Below are 16,999 nucleotides of genomic sequence, written 5' to 3'. Positions count from 1 at the left end.
CCTTCCTGTTACCCGTGGCTCTGGATAAGGCTGATGATTTCCTCGGGCTCGGCAAAACGACCGGCCGCTTTTTTTGAAAAGACCAGGCGACCGTCGGCCATGATTTCGTAAATGCCGCCTGAGCCGGGAATAAGCTCAACCTCGGCCCCGAATTGTTTTTTCAGCTCTGCTTCCAGCCTGGAAGCACGGGGCAGATAGTTTCATTGCGAGCAGTAGGTGATGGTGATCTTCATGGTCCGTTTCCGTTTACACTCTGTATTCAAGGATTGGCGGGATATGCGCGAATTTCCCTTTTTTTATACCACGATGGCATCCAAGATAACAGCATGGATTGTCCATTAAATTTGCGTTGCTTGCAAGAGGAGAAATTAGCGATGGGCAAGAAATATTTCAGCGGGGTATTGAGGGGGTTGCCGGCGGCTGTCCCAGCCACTTGAGAAGGCCTTGGGCGGCGTGGTATCCGGTGGTAAAGGCCCCCTGCAGCAGGTATCCGCCGGTGGGCGCTTCCCAGTCCAGCATTTCTCCGGCCACGAAGACTCCGGGCAATTTGCGGAGCATGAGATCAGCGTTCACCTCCGCAAAGGCAACGCCTCCGGCGGAGGAAATCGCTTCGGCAAGGGGTCTGGTTTTGGTGACAAGAACGGGAAGATTCTTGATCCGTTCGGCAAGCCTGGCCGGTTCTTTTAGCTCTTCCGGGGGACAAGTTTCGCGGAGCAGGGAATAGCTTGGGCCGGTGAGGTGGATGGCCTTGCGCAGGAAATTGGCGAGGCTCTCCTTGGCGCGTCGCTGCTCAAGCCTTTCCCGCAGGCGTTCCAGGGGCAGATCGCGCTTGAGGTCGAGGAAAACGGGAACCGGGCCGCCTGTGTCCAGCAGGTCGCGGATCACCCCGCTTAAGGCATAGACCGGCCCACCTTCCAGGCCATGGCTGGTCACCATTGCATCGCCCGTGGCGTGTTGGTCGCCGCAGCGGAGCAGAATATTCTTGAGGGGTTTGCCGCTGAAGCGGGTACGGAAATATTCGGACCAGGCCACCTCAACCCCGCAGTTCGCCGGGCGGAAGGGTTCAAGCCGGACGCCTCCGGCTGCGAGGATGGAGGCCCAGCTTCCATCGGACCCGGTCTGGGGCCAGCTTGCCCCGCCCAGAGCAAGAAGCACGCCCTGGGCGGGGCATTCGAGGAGGACGCCTGTTTCGGAGAGAAAGAGCGGGGTCCCCGTCTCGGAGAACCCCTGCCAGCGGTGGCGATAATGGAAGGCGACCCCGCGCCTGGCCAAGATTTCGAGCCAGGTTTTGAGGATGTCCGGAGCCTTGGCGTCCTTGGGGAATACCCGGCCGCTGGTGCCGACAAAGGTTTCCACTCCGAGACCGCGCAACCAAGCGCGCAGATCGCCGGGCGAAAAAATAGCCAGGAGTTTTTTGAAGATTTCGGCGTTGTTTCCGTAGCGGGCGGCAAAGGGTTCTGCCTGTTCCGAATGGGTGAGATTCAATCCGCCATGTCCGGCCACCAGAAATTTACGGCCAGCCGAGGACTTAGCGTCGAAAAGATCCACTGGCAAGCCCGCCTCGCTGAGGACTGTGGCGGCCATCAGTCCGGCCGGGCCGCCTCCGATCACGGCCACTCGGGGATTCGCTTTCATGGCGGGTTCACCGGACTTTTTTGCGGGGGAAGGTTTTTTGGGCAGGAGGAGGTGCTTGTTTTTTTCGAGGGGGAAGCGCATCGGCGGGAAGTTCGTAGCCGAATCCGGCGCAGTGCGGGCATTCCTCGCAGGAGAGGAAGAATCTGCTCACTCCGGCGAAAAATTGTATTTGGCCGGACCCGCCGCAGTATTCACAGGGTTTTTTTATCGAAGGCATGGGAATCGGGGGAGACCAGGGGTATGCGCCTAAAAAAATCCTTCAGGTCGCGTCATGGGGAGGGGTTATTTTTTTCCTGTCTTGCCGGAGGTCTTTTTTTGCTCCAGCTCCTTGATCCGCTCCGTGAGCGCCTCACTGAGGATTACCCGCCCTTCCAGCACGCAGCCTGGTCTGCCGGGGATACAATCCTGCTTGAGCATCAGGCACTTGTCGTCATTGTAGTCGTAATTTTTACAAGAAAAGCTCATCTGCGGAATCCGGAGAGGTGTCAGCGTTTAACAATGCTGTGTTTTTTCATCTTGTACTGGAGAAGGCTCTTGGTGATTCCCAAGGCGTCCGCTGCTTTGGTCTGAACATAATCGGCCTTGTCCAAGGCGGAGAGAACCATTTTCTTTTCAATGCCGTCAAGCACATCGGGCAGGGGGGTATGCTCCGGAATCATGTTCAGGTCAAAGCCGTTCATCCATTGCAGCGGCTTTTTCGCGGCCATGCTCTCGGGCTGCACATCTTCCGGACGGATCAGGTTTCTGCTGCAGAGAATGGCTGCCCGTTCGATGGTGTTTTCCAGCTCCCGGATGTTGCCTTCCCAGGGCAGGGTCATGAGAAAGCGCACGGTTTCCGTGGCAATCTCCAGTTTGGGTTTGTTGAGCTGCACGGCGTATTTATTGACGAAATGGGCAACCAGCATGGGAATGTCATCGGTTCGCTCCCGCAGGGGCGGGAGGTGGATATGCAGGACATTGAGCCGGTAATAGAGATCTTCCCGGAAATGTCCTTTATCCACCTCATCCTTGAGATCCCGGTTGGTTGCGGCGATGATCCGGACATCAACCCGCAGGGTCTGGCTGCCGCCGACCCGTTCAAAGGTGCGTTCCTGGAGAACACGGAGCAGTTTGGCCTGGAGCGGCATGGGCATCTCGCCGACCTCGTCGAGGAAAAGGCTGCCGGTGTCGGCCAGTTCAAACCTTCCCTTGCGCAGGGCGATGGCTCCGGTGAAGGCGCCCTTTTCATGGCCGAAAAGTTCGCTTTCCAGCAGATTTTCCGGCAACCCCGCGCAGTTGAGGGAGATGAACGGGGCTTTTTCCCGGGGGCTGTTGCAATGGATGGCCCTGGCGACCAGCTCCTTGCCGGTGCCCGACTCCCCGGTGATCAGGACCGAGGTCGAGGTGGGGGCCACCTTTTCGATGAGATTGAAGATGGCCTGCATTTTTTGGTTCTTGCCGACCATGCTGGAAAAAGAGGTGCGGGAGCGCATTTCCTCTCTCAGCCGCATGTTTTCGCGGAGTATGGCGTAGTGCTCCAGGGCCTTGTTGGTGTTCAGCACCAGTTCATCGTTGTTGAAGGGCTTGGTCAGATAGTTGAAGGCCCCGGCCTTCATGGCGGCCACGGCCATTTCCACCTCGCCGAAGGCGGTGACCATGATCACGGGCAGGTCCGGGTTAAGGGCTTTCGCCGCCTTGAGCAAACCCAGGCCGTCGAGACCCGGCATGCGCATGTCGGTGATTATCAGGTCAATGTCGGTTTCACCCAGGATCTTGAGGGCCTCTTCGCCGTTTCCGGCGGTGAAGACCCCGAACCCTTCCTCGCTGAGCAACTCGGAGAGGACTATCAGGTAGTTTGGTTCATCGTCAACAATCAATACGGTGTTCATATGAAGACAGCCTTGGCAGCGGTGAAATTTTCTGGGGAAACACTCTGGAAACGGTCCGGGCTTGCGCAGGGATCATGCTAGGTGGCGCGCTCGGCAATTTCCTTGATATCGGCGATCAGGATAATGTCGTCGTTGCCCATGATGGTGTATCCGCAGATTCCATCGATTTTTTGCAGTTTTTTATATCCGTCCCCGAACTCTTTGGCCACGATCTTCTGGTGGGACAGAATGCGGTCAACCAGCAGGCCGACCCCATGGGGCTTGCAGACCACGACAACTTTATTGCTCGGGTCGGCGATGGTCGAGGAGGCCTTCGGGTAAAAGAAGGTGTTGAGTTCTATAAGCCGCAGGATTGCGCCATCATATGCGATGCAGTTGTTTTCCGCAAGAAGCGGGATGATGTTTTCTGTTTCGATGACCGTGGTGATCTCGTCGGAGGGGATGGCATAGGTTTCCTGGCCCGATTCGGCGAGCATGGCCTCCTTGGTGACTAGGGTCTTGGTGAGCGGCACGGTGAGGGAAACCGTGGTGCCTTTGCCTATGGTGGAATCGAGCTGGATGGAGCCGTTGCAATCTTTGAGGCCGGACATGACCACGTCCATGCCCACCCCGCGCCCCGAAACTTCGCTGACTTTTTCCGCCGAACTGAACCCCGGCCTGAAAACGAGATTGATCAGTTCCTTATCGCTTAAGTGCTCCAGCTCCTCAGCGGTCATGAACCCCTTGTTCAGGGCGACTTGCTTCATTTTTCGCGGATCAATGCCCATGCCGTCGTCTTCAATGATAATGTAGACATTGTTTTCATCGGCCCGCGCCTTAAGCGTAAGACTGCCCTGTTCCGGTTTGCCGGTTTTTTTTCTTTCTTCCGGTCCTTGGAGCCCGTGGTCCAGGGAATTGCGCAGAATGTGGACCAGGGGGTTTTCGATTTTCTCCAGCAGGTCTTTATCGATGACGGTGTCCTCGCCGGTGATGGTGAAGCGGACCTCCTTGTTCAGCGAGGTGGACAGTTGGCGGACCACCTTGGGGAACCGCTGGAACAGGGATTTGACCGGCACCCTGCGGATGCTCATGATGTTGGCGTGCAGTTTTTCAAGCTGCTCGTCAAGGGCATTGATAATGCCGTCGAATCTGGCTGCGAGCCCAAAATCCCCCAGCTTTGTTTCGAGCTGTTTTTTGAGAAAATTGAGGGAGTCGAGGCTGATGTACAGCCCCCCCACGGAATTGGCGAAATTGTCGAGCCGCGCCTGATCGATGCGGATGGTTTTGGTCTGCTCGGAGGTCTTTGTTTCCTTGATGTGGGCATCCAGGGCTCGTTTGTCCTGGATGGTCAGCGCCTTTTTCAGGTCGTCTTCCTGGAGAACTCCCTGCTCGATGAGCAGCTCTCCGATCTTTTTCTGCTGGCCCAGCGCCGCGGAGATCTGTGCCTCGCTGACAAGATGCTGCTCCACCAGGATCTCCCCTAACCGGGTGCTGCCGGTCTTGGCTTTGGCCTCAAAGCAGCCGATCACCGAATTGAGCAGATTGCGGCACAGGGTGTTGTATTCGTCGCTGGCCACCATCAGGGCGTCGTCAAGGAAGTTCCGCATGGCAAACAGCTCGTCAAGCTCACCGGCAATGGCGCTGTTGCCGGTGAGGGCATGGCTCACCTCGGCAAGAGCCTGGGCAAAGGCGAGGAGAAGGTCTTTGCCCGCGGCTTTTTTGCTTTCAAGAAGTCTGAGAACCAGGCCGAACTGGGCCAGTTGGCCGGTGAAATCCTTGTCGCCCAGAAAATAGTGGTTGTCCGGGGAAAAGGCGCTGCTCGGTCCTTTTTGTTTCTTCGCGGCGATAATTGACTGAAGATCGATGTTGGCCTTTTCAATTTGATCCAGCAGCCCCGGGATCAGCGGGTGAGCGTGGAGGTTCTGGCCAAGATCGAGGAATTCATGGAGGAGATTTTCCAGGGTGATGACACTCTGGATGGAGCCGGTTGCCACTATGGGCTGGATTGCCTCTACCTGGGTGAGAAACTCTTTTTCTTCCGGAAGGAAAGCCACTTCCGCCGGGTTTTTTTGTGCCCGGTCGAGCATGGCTTGCAGGTATTCGATTCCCTTGAGCAGGATGTCGATGATCTTTTTGTTGATCAGGACTTCCCCCTTGCGGCAGGCGTCCAGGAGGTTTTCCAGGCGGTGGGAGAATTTGTTGATGTTGGTCAGGCCGAAGAACCCGGAATTGCCCTTGAGGCTGTGTACCGGGCGGAAGATCCTGTTGATGATCTCACCGTTGCCGGGATCTTCTTCCAGGGCGATGAAGTCCGCCTCGATTCCCTGGAGCGAATCGTTGGATTCATCGATAAAGCCTTGGAGTGCGTCAAGATCAACGTCGTACTGCATGTCAGTTTCCTTTTTCGCTGGCCAGCACTTTGAGAATCTCGTTGATGCGGTTCAGTTTTTTGGCGGCAGCATCCACGGCGTCAATGAGGTCCTGCATGTCCTTGAAGGGTTTGAAAAAAATGTCGTTTGCTCCGTAGCGAAAGGCGTTGAGGGTGTTGTTGATCGTGATGTACCCGGTGATCATGATCACCTGGATGGTGCCGTTGTAATTCTTGATCTTGCGCAGCAGGGAAAGCCCGTCCAACTCCGGCATCATGATATCGCTGATCACGATGTCAAAATGTTCGTCTTCGATCATTTCGTAGGATTTGACGGGATCGTTGCAGGTCGTCACATCGTAGGGTGTTTCGGCAAAGGCTCGGGCCAAAGCTTTCAGTATGCTGGTTGAGTCATCGACGATGAGGACTTTGTATTTTCTGGCCATGTGGTGCTCGTCCTTGCTGGAGATATTTCAAGAAACAACATGTAACAAAGCGGTGGGTGCCCGGTGCGGAGTTCTTCTCCTTTCCGCGGAAAACATGCGTGAACGGACACGGGGGTGAAAAAAGTGCTTCCCCAAAAGGAGGATGCACTATGAACATCATAGGTGCATTGTAAGGAATGGATCAAGGAAAAAAAGGCGGTGGGGATTAGGCTGGGAAGGTCTAGCAGGGTGTTGAAAAAATCGATTTCAATGTCGTGCTTGGGAGACCATTGCCCTGCATGGCAGGGCCTCTACCAGATAATGTCTTCCCAGTGCTGCTGGGCAGCGGATTTTTTTGCCTGCTCCGCGATATTTTTTTTATCCTCTGGTGTTGCATCAAGCGAAAGCACGTTGTCCGGGTTGGCCGGATCAACGATGCAGGTGGTTTCAAGGGCTTCCCCTATCATGTCCAGGGCGTGCAGAACATTGTGGGCAAGGGAATCCGTGCTTCTTCCTGCCAAGGCGTTTATGACAAAGCAATCAAGGTACAGGGATGGCCAGTCAAGCCGGTGAATGTGCCTCCAGATCTTGATTGCCTGGATTTCGCGAAGGCGATGCGATGTGGCGGCGGTCTCGATATGGAGGCTCAGGTTGGTTTGCCGCAAGGAATCGGATTTGAGCCAGTACAGGTCGTGATAGCTCTCGTCGCCGGCCAGCGCCCGGCCGGGAATCAGGTCGAGGGTTATATCGTTTTTTGAGATGCCGATGCCGACATGTCTCCGGATGGGGTTCCAGCCATGCAAGGCGGCCAGGGTAAACAGCTCGTCATAGATTTTTTGCATTGTCCCGGGCATCCCGGGTTTGAGGGAGATAAAGAGGTCCACATCGGTTACGCCATGCACGGCGGTTTGCTTGGCATAGGCGCCGGAATACGACAGGGCGGACAGCCAACCTCCTGCCCACCGCTGGATCTTGGGGGCAATGTGCTTCGCTGTTTGTTCGGCGGGCGATTCAGGCCCCCTTGGAACTTCATATTTTTTGAGGATGGAGAGGATGTATTCATCGCCCGTCATGGGTTCCCCCGTTTTTGTCTGTACTCGCGGTCAAGCAGGCAATACGCGGACAGGGAGTTTTTTTGCTCGTGTGTCCGCGCGGCCGGCAAATTTTCAAAACTACTCTGTAGTACTGTCGGCAGGCCGGGAAGTCAATCCCGCTTTTTCATAAAAAAGCGCGGGCTGCCAGCCTCTGCTTGATATCCTGCAGGAGCTGAAGAGGAACGCGGATGGTTTTGGTGTTGCCGCCCAAGGGGGTGACAGAGTGTTTGTCGCCGTGATAATCCGTGCCGCCGCTGAGGAGCAACCCGTGTTGCGCGGCAAGTGCTTGCAGGAAGCGGGAGAACTTTTTTGATTGGGTGGGGTAGAAGGTCTCAAGCCCTGCCAGCCCGTACTCCTTGAGAGTGGCAACCAGGCCGGGGTTTTGTTCCAGGCTCGGGATCAGGTAGACCGGATGGGCGAGCACCGCCAGGCCGTTGGCCTTGGAGATTTGGCTGATTACTTCGTCGGCCTGGGGCTTGAGATGTTCGACAAAGGCGGGAGCGCCGCGTTTGAGGTAGCGGCTGAAGGCGTCCTGGGTGTTTCGGGCCAATCCTTTCTGGGTGAGCAACCGGGCGAAGTGGGGACGGCCTATTTGATCTCCGGCAATCCGGGTCAGCTCTTCGTTGGTTATGGAGATGCCGAGGGTCTGGAGACGCTCCATGATGCCCTGGTTGCGATTGTGCCTGGCCTCTTGCAGCCTTGCCAGAAAGGCGAGGAGCCCGGGATGTTCATGGTCGAAGCCGTAGCCCAAAATATGGAGCGAGGTTCCGGCAAGGTCGCTGCTTATCTCTATCCCGCTCAGCACCTCCACCCCGACGATTGTGCCGTGCGCCAGTGCCTCGGGAATCCCGGTGACGGTGTCGTGGTCGGTGAGGGCGATGGCCGCAAGCCCTCGGCGGGCGGCCAGGTCCAGAAGGGCGGTCGGGGTGAGCAATCCGTCCGAACAGGTTGAGTGGGTATGCAGATCGATGTAGGGCGGCATTTTTCAGGGGTACTTTTTTGTCGAAGGCTGTATTTTTTTGCGTGGAGTAATTTTACTCGGCTCTATATACTAGCATTACTGTTGCATAATTGCTGCATGGACGAGCCCCTCTTTTTCGGGCTTGTCTTTTTGGGGCCTTCAACCGGTTGATAACAGGAGTTTTTTTGCATGGCTCAGATCGATGCTTTTTTTAAACTGATGAACGAACAGGGCGCCTCGGACTTGCATATGGTTTCCGGTCAGCAGCCGATTCTTCGCATCCGCGGCGAGATGGAGCGGGTCAAGTTCAAGGTTCTTGACAACGACGAGCTCAAGGCCATGCTCTATGAGATTGTTTCCGAGGAAAAGGTCAAGGTGTTCGAGGAGACCGGCGATGTGGATTTCGGCTACGAAATCCCCGGACTTGCCCGGTACCGCGGCAACCTTTTCATGCAGAAATATGGAATCGGCGCGGTATTCCGGGAGATTCCCAGCAATATCCTGGGCTGCGACCAATTGGGGCTGCCCCAGGTTGTCGCCCAGCTCGCCACCCTGCCCAAGGGGATGGTTTTGGTCACCGGCCCTACGGGCAGCGGCAAATCGACCACCTTGGCGGCCATTGTCGATCAGGCCAACAAGCTGCGCAAGGACCATATCCTGACCATCGAAGATCCCATCGAGTTCGTGCACAAGAGCCAGAACTGCATCGTCAACCACCGCGAGGTGGGGCTGCATACCCAGTCCTTTTCCGCCGCCCTGCGCGGTGCGCTCCGTGAAGACCCGGACATCATCATGGTGGGCGAAATGCGCGATCTGGAAACCATTGCCCTGGCCATGGAAGCGGCCATGACCGGCCATCTGGTCTTCGGCACCCTGCACACCTTAAACGCCAACAAAACCGTGGACAGGATCATCGAAATTTTTCCGTCCAACCAGCAGGCCCAGGTCCGCTCCACCTTGGCGGATGCCCTGAAGGCCGTGGTTTCCCAGACCCTGTTTAAAAGGGTGGATATCAAGGGGCGCTGCGCCGCGCTGGAGATCCTGATCTGCACCCCGGCGGTGCGGAACCTGATCCGCGAAGGCAAAACCTACCAGATTCCTTCCGCCATGCAGACCGGGAAGAAATTCGGCATGCAGACCCTGGACGACGCGATCATGGATCTGATCAAGAAAGGCTGGATTTCCGGGGATGACGCCTACATAAACTGCATCGACAAGAGCAAGTTCGTTCAGTTTCTTAAAAAACCGCCCACGGATTTTACCGACGCCTAAAGGTGGGCATCGCTCCTGTTCAGGCCTTCACGGGCGGGGCGGATCGTTTGCGGTCCGATAGGGGGTGGCCGTGAGCTTTTTCCCGTCGGAGAGAAAAGAGATGGCGCCATGGCGGGCCGTTGAAAAGAGATGTCCTCCGGAGTCCTGATATTGCACCGGGGGAAACGGCTCTTTCTTGCCCGTTGACACCACGGAGTAGCGCGGCCCTACGGCCTGCACGAACCGGGGGCTGCCCGACGATCCCAGGCCATGATGGGGCAGGAGGAGAACCTCGGCCGTGAGTTGGCTGCTCTTTTGCAGGATGTGTTCCTCGTAGTCCTTTTCTATGTCCCCAGGAAAAAGAAAGGCGTTTTCACCGTGGTCCAACCGCAGGACCAGGCCCCTGTTGTTGGGGTTGCCCGCGATCGGTTCCGTGTTTCCGCTCAGAGCCAGATTGGCCAGGCAGGTGATGGCAAGCTGGGTGTTCCCGCCGACAAGTACTTCCCCACCCTTGGCAATCCGCACCTGACAACCAGCCTCTTTCGCCCCAAGCAGAAGCGCGGCAAAGCCCGGTTCCTGGCCGCTGGTTTCGCTGAGCCAGAGAATCTTGGGCTGAAACCGTTTTATGATCCAGGGCAGGCCGTTAAAATGGTCGGCATGGGCATGGGTGAGGATGATTTGGTCCACCCGCCTGATCTGTTGGTGCCAGAGAAATGGCGCGATCACCCGCTCTCCAACATTGAAGATCCCGGTGGGAGGTCCGCCTCCGTCGATGAGGATGACCTGGCGGTCTGCTTGCTGCACGACCGTGGCGCTGCCGTTTCCCACGGCCAAAAAAGAGACCTCCATCCAGTTGTCGTGCGCATTCGGCAACCGGGCGTAGCCGGAAAGCAGTAGGGCGAAACAGGCAAGCATGGCCAGAAGGGGAAGCGTTCGCCTGTGGCGGAAGATCAGAAAAAGCAGCGCGTAGGAAAGAATTAGCAGCGGGATGGTCGGGGTGGGGAGCCAGAAAGAGGAAAACGGCAGTCCGGCGAGAAAACCGGTCAGCACGTGGGAAACGTGGATGCCGAGCGCGCCGGTTTGTAAAAAAAAGAGTGCGATGGCAGGGACGAAGGATTGGGTGAGAATGGCCAGCAGCCCCAAAGGCAGGGTCCAGAAGCACAGAAAAGGCGTGACCAGCAGGGTGGTAATGGGGCCGGTCAGGGAAATCCGGTTGAAATGGAGCAGGGCGAGCGGAGCGGTGGCAAGAAAGGCGGCGCCTGAAATGAAAAGTCCGGAGAGGAGGAAGTGTCGCAACCTCTGCCAGGGAGTCCGGTTGCCTTTTTGGGGACGCCAGGCAGCGATCCGCGGCATGACGAGGATTATTGCCGCAGTGGCGGCAAAGGAGAGCTGGAAGGAGGCGGTGTGGATGCTGAGGGGGTTGAACAGGAGGATGCAGAAAGCGGCAATGGCGAGATTGTTCAGGCTGGACCATTGGCGGTCGAGAAGAAGGGCGACCATGAAGACACCGGTCATGAGCAAGGCCCGCATGACCGGCGGTTGAAAGCCGGCAAGGCCGGCGTAGAGAAAAAGGGCGGGGAACGAGAGAATCAGGGAAATTTTGGCCGCGGGCAGCCGGAGTAACAGTCTGGGGGAGCGATTGACCAGAAAACGAAAGAAGATCGTGGTCAAAAAAGCCACGACAACGAGATGGCTCCCGGAGATGGCCAGAAGGTGCATGATGCCGGCAGCCTGGTAGTTTTCCGTGATTTCCGGCGAAATGGCGCTGCGGTCGCCCAGGAGGAGGGCCTGGTACAGCGCGGCGTTGTCCGGGGCAAGATGTGCGTGGAGAAAGGCCTCGAACTGGTGCCGGAATCCTTCAAGAAAATACCTCGGCGAAGGAAGGCTGCCCGCGGCAGGAGGGGAAATGGGCTGGATGAAAAGGGGGGTGGCAACCCAGCCCTTGACCAGGATTTTCTCGGCGGCCAAATATTCTGCGTAGTCAAAGACCCCAGGGGTTGCCGGCTTGTCCGGCAGGGAAAGCCGGGTGCGCACCAGATAGTCGCGGCCAGGAACGAACCCCTTGAGCAGGGGGGCGTTGACCGTGAGCATGACGCGACCTGCTGTGGCGCGAGGAGCTTGGGCTGAAGGGAGGAGGATGCTGTCCGTTTCAAGAATGAGTTGGGTTTTGCCATTCTTGAACACCGGTTTTCGGATCAATGTGCCGGTCAGGCTGACATCCTGCTTTTCCGGGACGAGGCGGGCGAGATGATGGGGTGGCAGCGGAGGCGCCAGAAACGACCCTGTATACAGCAGGCCGCAGAGGGAGAACAGGATAAGCAGCAGGGGGAGTAAGCCCGCTCGTGCCCGAGTCCGGCAAAGCAGAATGAGAACAGCCGAAACGGCAATCAGGGCAGCAGCCAGCCACAGAGGGAGGGAGGACGGCAACCAGCCGGCCACCGCAGCCATTGCGCCGGCGGCAAAGGCCAGGAGTGGCGGAAGAAGCGGGTTGCGGTCTGTCTCTGGCAGCATGTGTTTTGTCTGCGGACTTACGGCTGGGAAAGGATCAGCAAACGGCGGCTGATCGCATTATCCGGCATGGTGCTGCATGCGCGGCGGTGCGAAAGGAAAAACGAAACAGGCGCGTTCAGTCGAGAAAATGCTTGAGCTTCTCCCGCCTGCTGGAATGCCGCAACCGATTAAGCGCTTTTTTCTCGATCTGCCGGATGCGTTCCCGCGAGACGTTGAACCGTTTGCCGATCTCTTCCAGGGTGTATTCCGCATCCTCGCCAATGCCGAAGCGCAGCCGGATGATCTTTTCTTCCCGGGTGCTCAGGGTGTTGAGGATGCTGGTAACCCGGTCGGAAAGCTGCTGGTTCTGCACCGCCTCGTAGGGCGAAACCGATTCCTGGTTTTCCAGGAAGTCTCCCAGGGTGGAGTCGTCGTCGCCCACCGGGGTTTCCAGGGAGATCGGCTCCCTGGAGGCCTCCAGGATGGCGAGGATCTTGTCCATCGGCAGCCCGGTTTTTTCGGAAATCTCAATGGGGGTGGGTTCGCGGCCCAGTTCCTTGAGGAGCGAATAAAACGCCTTGAAGAACTGACTGCGAAGTTCCAGGAAATGCACCGGCAGCCGGATGGTTCTGGTCTTGTCCAGGATGGCCCTGGTGATCGCCTGCCTGATCCACCAACTGGCGTAGGTGCTGAATTTATTGCCCTTGGTGTAATCGAAGCGGAAAACAGCCCGCATCAGGCCGAGGTTGCCTTCCTGGATAAGGTCGGCCAGGGTGAGGCCCTGGTGCATGTAGCGTTTGGCGATGCTGACCACCAGGCGGAGATTGGCCTTGATCATGGCATCCTTGGCAACTTCGATGGAGCGGTGGAACATCTCCAGCTTGCACTGCATCTCTTGAAGCTTTTTGTTGCGCGGATGCATCTCGCACGCCTTGGCAATGGCGCGCATCATGAAATTGAGGTGCTGTTTTTTTGGCTTTAGGGTCGGGTCGCGTTTTTCCCACAGGTCAATGCGCTCAACCAGTTGGCGCAGTTCCTCGGTTCCATGCTGGTCCTGGCGAACCGAGCGGATAATCCCGTCAAATCCCTCGCGGATACTTTTGCTGTATTTTTCTTCTTCCTGCGGGGTGAGCAGCTCGAACTTGCCCATTTCCCGGAGGTAGGTGGTGGTGGTTTCTTCCGGCTCCGGACTATCCTCCTTGGAGACAAGGGCGGCGGCGTCCATGAGTTTATCGTCGTCATCGTCAAGGGGGACGTCTTCAAGCTGGCCATCCCCGCTGCCCTCCCAGCTTTTGCCGTCGAGGGTTTTCTTCTTGCCGGATTTTTCCTGGCTGACTATTTCGATATTGTTCTCGTTGAGAAAATCGAAAATACCGTCGATGGCTTCAGCGTCCTTGCCTTCCGGAATCAGGTCGTTCAGGAAGGAGAGGGTTACGCATCCTTCATCTTTTCCGGCTTCGAGGAGTCTTGCTTTTATATCGGCAGGCACGGGCTAACCTCTCCTGGTTTCAAAGTTTTCTTTCTGTTGCATGCAAATACAGGGTGTTGTTTTACAGGGGTAGAAAACTCGACAATATACAAATAGTATCAGATGATGGCAAGGAAAAGTGAGTAAAAAATGATTAATAATTTTTTTTGCGGAGTTCCGTGATTTGCGAAAAAAATGTTGACACTGGGCCGATTAGTCAATACTATTCCGCATCGCATACGAAAAAGTCATGCACATATCCTTCCTTTGTGTTTTTAAGGCCAAGATAATCCGAGAATACATATTCAGCCCTCTAGCCCAATTCTCGAAAAACAACCTGTTCAATTTCATATCGTGCTCTCTGTAAAATTTTCGCATTGTCGAAAATAACCAGTACTGCTTCAGTTTTTTGTGGTGGTGTTCTCTGGTTTCTTCGTGGTCCTGCGGAAATATTTCAAAATTTTTCATTTCAGACTTTGGGTGTTGTGATGGAGCCGGGCACGGATATCCGCGCAGCGTTTTTGTCGCGCTACGGTCTGAATTTTTCACTCTTGCCATGGCTGGTCGCGGTTCAAGCAAGGCAATGATTATAACCATACTATAGCGAGCGAGTGTCCGTGAGATGGAGAAAAGGATTGCATGAACTTATATGAACTTAAATTAATGAAGATTACCGAGCTGACCAAGCTCGCCAAGGATTACCGCATCGAAGAATACAGCGCCATGCGTAAGCAGGAGCTGATCTTTGCCATCCTGCAGGCAGCCGGTGGGCAAGCAGAGAAAAACGGCGAGAACTGGGGCAGCGGAGTACTTGAAGTGCTGCCGGACGGCTTCGGTTTTCTGCGGGCGCCATATTACAATTATCTACCAGGCCCCGACGACATCTATGTTTCGCCTTCCCAGATCCGGCGGCTCAATCTCCGCACCGGCGACACCATTGAGGGGCCGGTGCGCACCCCCAAGGAAGGGGAGCGCTACTTTGCCCTGCTCAAGGTTGACAGCGTCAATTATGATCCGCCGGAAAAGGCCCGGGATAAAACCCTGTTCTCCAACCTTACGCCGTTGCATCCCCAAGAACGTATTCACCTTGAGCGGGAGCCGGACAATTATTCCATGCGGATCATGGATATCATGTCCCCCATCGGCAAGGGCCAGCGCGGTCTGATCGTTGCTCCGCCCCGAACCGGTAAGACGGTGTTGATCAAGGATATCGCCAACAGCATTACCAGGAATCATAAAGAGATCATTCTCATCGTTTTGTTGATCGATGAGCGGCCCGAAGAAGTCACCGACATGGCCAGGGGCGTCAATGCCGAGGTGATCAGTTCCACCTTCGACGAGCCGCCCCAGCGTCATATCCAGGTGGCCGAGATGGTGCTCGATAAGGCCCGCAGGCTTGTGGAGCACAAAAAGGACGTGGTGATCCTGCTGGACAGCATTACCCGTTTGGCCAGGGCGTACAATACAGTGGTGCCGCCCAGCGGCAAGATTCTTTCCGGCGGTGTTGATTCCAACGCCCTGCATCGGCCGAAGCGTTTTTTTGGCGCGGCGCGCAACATCGAGGAAGGCGGCAGCTTGACCATCCTTGCTTCCGCCTTGATCGAGACCGGCAGCCGGATGGATGAGGTTATCTTCGAGGAGTTCAAGGGAACCGGTAATATGGAGCTGGTGCTCGACCGCAAGATCGCGGACCGGAGAATCTTTCCCGCCATCGACATGGCCAAATCCGGAACCCGCAAGGAAGAGCTGTTGCTCACGGCGGAAGAATTGAACAAGGTCTGGATCTTGCGCAAACTCCTCGGCTCCATGAATCCCATCGATGCCATGGAGTTTTTCATCAATAAGATGAAGGGAACCCGTTCCAATGCCGAATTTTTTGATTCCATGAAGGGCGGTTGATTTTCTTCAATCCGTAATTCCTGGCTTGCAAAAAAAATAATATAACGATATAATCCACTGTTTTTTGCAGGTTTTGCCGGAAAATGTCCCCCGGCTGGGCTGTGTGTATTGGATATTTTGCTAATTTACCGGAGGTTTCTGTCCATGAAAGAAGGTGTGCATCCCGAATATCATAAAATCAATGCCGTCTGTGCGTGTGGCAATGCCGTTGAGCTTGGTTCAATTCTTCCTGAAATAAAAGTGGAAATCTGTTCCGCCTGCCATCCGTTTTTCACCGGTAAGCAGAAACTGATCGACTCCGCCGGCCGGATTGACAAGTTCAATAAAAAGTACGGCAAGCTGACAGCCAAGTAACAAACACGTTTTTTTTGTGTTGCTAACGCCTTTGGACCATTCCTGTTAGGGGATATGGCTCAGGGGCGTTCCTTTTTTGACGAGATGCCCATGTTTGCCCAACTTGAAAATGTTGCAGAACGCAAGCTCGCTCTTGAGGCCAGACTTTCAGAGCCGCAGTTGGCAAATGATCAAGCCGAATTTCGCCGGGTGGCCAAGGAACATGCCCACCTGGCAAAGCTTGATGAGCTGTACAACAACTACAAGAAGGTCAACCGGGAAATCGCCGACAATCGTCTTTTGCTTCAGGATGAAGAGGACAGCGAACTCAAGGACCTTGTCCGGGCTGACCTTGCCGAGCTTGAAATCCGTCAGGAGGAGTTGATCAAGGACCTGCGGGTTGCCTTGCTCCCCAAGGACCCCAACGATGATAAAAATACCCTTCTTGAGATCCGGGCTGGCACCGGCGGGGATGAGGCCGCCCTGTTTGTCAGTGACCTGTTCCGGATGTACAGCCGATACGCCGAGCAACAGGGGTGGAAGGTTGAGGTAATGACCAGCAATCCCACCGGGATCGGGGGGTTCAAGGAAATTATCGCCCTGATCAGCGGCGACCACGTCTACAGCAAATTAAAATATGAGTCCGGGGCCCATCGCGTGCAGCGCGTTCCCGAGACCGAAACCCAGGGTCGCATTCATACCTCCGCAGTTACCGTGGCGGTAATGCCCGAGGCGGAAGAGGTTGAGCTTGATATCAGCCCCAACGACCTGCGGTTCGATGTCTACCGTTCCACCGGTTCCGGCGGACAGAGCGTCAATACCACCGATTCCGCGGTCCGGGTTACCCATCTGCCCACCGGGCTGGTGGTGACCTGTCAGGATGAAAAATCCCAGCACAAGAACAAGGCCAAGGCCTTGCAGGTTCTTCGCGCCCGGCTGCTCGACAAGATGCAGCGCGAGCAGGACGAAAAAATGTCCGCGGACCGCAAGAGCCAGGTGGGCAGCGGCGACCGGAGCGAACGCATCCGCACCTATAATTTCCCGCAGGGCAGGGTCAGCGATCATCGGATCAATCTCACCCTGTACCAGCTCGACGATATCCTGATGGGAAAACTTGACGATATCATCGATCCGCTCACGGTTCATTTTCAGACAGAAGCCTTGCAGATTATGCAATAACGCGGGTCCATGAACGCGGCGTGCCGTTTTTCCCCGAACCCGGAAGACT

General features: G+C 56.0%; 14 protein-coding genes. 4 read left to right on the top strand and 10 right to left on the bottom strand.

What is annotated here, in order from left to right:
• Positions 1 to 8: 8 nt before the first annotated feature.
• The 8 genes from MWR57_RS03395 to MWR57_RS03360 form a co-directional block, all read right to left on the bottom strand.
• On the bottom strand, positions 9 to 233 hold the full coding sequence (locus MWR57_RS03395) for a SelT/SelW/SelH family (seleno)protein (RefSeq protein WP_423123382.1): 225 nt from the start codon (positions 231 to 233) through the stop codon (positions 9 to 11).
• A 157-nt stretch (positions 234 to 390) separates the two neighbouring features.
• A complete protein-coding gene (locus tag MWR57_RS03390; RefSeq protein WP_423123381.1) occupies positions 391 to 1,635 on the bottom strand; it encodes a BaiN/RdsA family NAD(P)/FAD-dependent oxidoreductase in 1,245 nt (414 codons plus the stop codon).
• 282 nt (positions 1,636 to 1,917) lie between these two features.
• Positions 1,918 to 2,100, bottom strand: coding sequence for a hypothetical protein (locus tag MWR57_RS03385; RefSeq protein WP_423123380.1), 183 nt, complete (start codon positions 2,098 to 2,100; stop codon positions 1,918 to 1,920).
• A gap of 20 nt (positions 2,101 to 2,120) precedes the next feature.
• Positions 2,121 to 3,503 carry a sigma-54-dependent transcriptional regulator gene (locus MWR57_RS03380; protein WP_423123379.1) on the bottom strand — a complete coding sequence of 461 codons (1,383 nt, stop codon included), beginning with the start codon at positions 3,501 to 3,503 and terminating at the stop codon, positions 2,121 to 2,123.
• Positions 3,504 to 3,580: 77 nt separating this feature from the next.
• Positions 3,581 to 5,872 (bottom strand): chemotaxis protein CheA, encoded by a 2,292-nt coding sequence (locus tag MWR57_RS03375; RefSeq protein ID WP_423123378.1) that lies wholly within the window; start codon positions 5,870 to 5,872, stop codon positions 3,581 to 3,583.
• Between the two features lies 1 nt (position 5,873).
• Positions 5,874 to 6,296 (bottom strand): response regulator, encoded by a 423-nt coding sequence (locus MWR57_RS03370; RefSeq protein ID WP_423123377.1) that lies wholly within the window; start codon positions 6,294 to 6,296, stop codon positions 5,874 to 5,876.
• 290 nt (positions 6,297 to 6,586) lie between these two features.
• Positions 6,587 to 7,348: a hypothetical protein gene (locus MWR57_RS03365; protein WP_423123376.1), complete on the bottom strand. Its 762-nt coding sequence runs from the start codon at positions 7,346 to 7,348 to the stop codon at positions 6,587 to 6,589.
• Positions 7,349 to 7,493: 145 nt separating this feature from the next.
• Positions 7,494 to 8,351: a PHP domain-containing protein gene (locus tag MWR57_RS03360; RefSeq protein ID WP_423123375.1), complete on the bottom strand. Its 858-nt coding sequence runs from the start codon at positions 8,349 to 8,351 to the stop codon at positions 7,494 to 7,496.
• 168 nt (positions 8,352 to 8,519) lie between these two features.
• Here MWR57_RS03360 and MWR57_RS03355 point away from each other — a divergent pair, with 168 nt between their 5' ends.
• Positions 8,520 to 9,602 carry a type IV pilus twitching motility protein PilT gene (locus MWR57_RS03355; protein WP_423123374.1) on the top strand — a complete coding sequence of 361 codons (1,083 nt, stop codon included), beginning with the start codon at positions 8,520 to 8,522 and terminating at the stop codon, positions 9,600 to 9,602.
• A 27-nt stretch (positions 9,603 to 9,629) separates the two neighbouring features.
• On the opposite strand, the gene MWR57_RS03350 is transcribed toward MWR57_RS03355, so the two are convergent.
• On the bottom strand, positions 9,630 to 12,092 hold the full coding sequence (locus MWR57_RS03350) for a DNA internalization-related competence protein ComEC/Rec2 (RefSeq protein ID WP_423123373.1): 2,463 nt from the start codon (positions 12,090 to 12,092) through the stop codon (positions 9,630 to 9,632).
• A 115-nt stretch (positions 12,093 to 12,207) separates the two neighbouring features.
• Positions 12,208 to 13,560: a sigma-70 family RNA polymerase sigma factor gene (locus MWR57_RS03345; protein WP_423123372.1), complete on the bottom strand. Its 1,353-nt coding sequence runs from the start codon at positions 13,558 to 13,560 to the stop codon at positions 12,208 to 12,210.
• A gap of 618 nt (positions 13,561 to 14,178) precedes the next feature.
• Between MWR57_RS03345 and rho the strand changes: the two genes are divergently transcribed.
• The 3 genes from rho (at position 14,179) to prfA (ending at position 16,950) form a co-directional block, all read left to right on the top strand.
• Complete coding sequence (gene rho, locus MWR57_RS03340; RefSeq protein ID WP_423123371.1) at positions 14,179 to 15,438, top strand: transcription termination factor Rho; 1,260 nt, start codon at positions 14,179 to 14,181, stop codon at positions 15,436 to 15,438.
• A gap of 144 nt (positions 15,439 to 15,582) precedes the next feature.
• Positions 15,583 to 15,792, top strand: a complete 210-nt coding sequence (gene rpmE, locus MWR57_RS03335; protein ID WP_423123370.1) for a 50S ribosomal protein L31 — start codon at positions 15,583 to 15,585, stop codon at positions 15,790 to 15,792.
• A gap of 90 nt (positions 15,793 to 15,882) precedes the next feature.
• On the top strand, positions 15,883 to 16,950 hold the full coding sequence (gene prfA, locus MWR57_RS03330) for a peptide chain release factor 1 (RefSeq protein WP_423123369.1): 1,068 nt from the start codon (positions 15,883 to 15,885) through the stop codon (positions 16,948 to 16,950).
• Positions 16,951 to 16,999 lie beyond the last annotated feature (49 nt).

This window comes from Hydrosulfovibrio ferrireducens, from assembly GCF_046883345.1.
Classification (GTDB): domain Bacteria; phylum Desulfobacterota; class Desulfobulbia; order Desulfobulbales; family Desulfurivibrionaceae; genus Thiovibrio; species Thiovibrio ferrireducens.
This window is presented reverse-complemented; position numbering and strand designations above follow the sequence as displayed.

Excerpts from the sequence above, each read along its gene's own strand:
- prfA (WP_423123369.1), top strand. The coding sequence starts at position 15,883 with ATGTTTGCCCAACTTGAAAATGTTGCAGAACGCAAGCTCGCTCTTGAG.
- MWR57_RS03375 (WP_423123378.1), bottom strand. The coding sequence starts at position 5,872 with ATGCAGTACGACGTTGATCTTGACGCACTCCAAGGCTTTATCGATGAA.
- MWR57_RS03350 (WP_423123373.1), bottom strand. The coding sequence starts at position 12,092 with ATGCTGCCAGAGACAGACCGCAACCCGCTTCTTCCGCCACTCCTGGCC.
- MWR57_RS03355 (WP_423123374.1), top strand. The coding sequence starts at position 8,520 with ATGGCTCAGATCGATGCTTTTTTTAAACTGATGAACGAACAGGGCGCC.
- MWR57_RS03385 (WP_423123380.1), bottom strand. The coding sequence starts at position 2,100 with ATGAGCTTTTCTTGTAAAAATTACGACTACAATGACGACAAGTGCCTG.
- rpmE (WP_423123370.1), top strand. The coding sequence starts at position 15,583 with ATGAAAGAAGGTGTGCATCCCGAATATCATAAAATCAATGCCGTCTGT.
- MWR57_RS03370 (WP_423123377.1), bottom strand. The coding sequence starts at position 6,296 with ATGGCCAGAAAATACAAAGTCCTCATCGTCGATGACTCAACCAGCATA.
- MWR57_RS03380 (WP_423123379.1), bottom strand. The coding sequence starts at position 3,503 with ATGAACACCGTATTGATTGTTGACGATGAACCAAACTACCTGATAGTC.
- MWR57_RS03360 (WP_423123375.1), bottom strand. The coding sequence starts at position 8,351 with ATGCCGCCCTACATCGATCTGCATACCCACTCAACCTGTTCGGACGGA.
- MWR57_RS03390 (WP_423123381.1), bottom strand. The coding sequence starts at position 1,635 with ATGAAAGCGAATCCCCGAGTGGCCGTGATCGGAGGCGGCCCGGCCGGA.
- rho (WP_423123371.1), top strand. The coding sequence starts at position 14,179 with ATGAACTTATATGAACTTAAATTAATGAAGATTACCGAGCTGACCAAG.
- MWR57_RS03365 (WP_423123376.1), bottom strand. The coding sequence starts at position 7,348 with ATGACGGGCGATGAATACATCCTCTCCATCCTCAAAAAATATGAAGTT.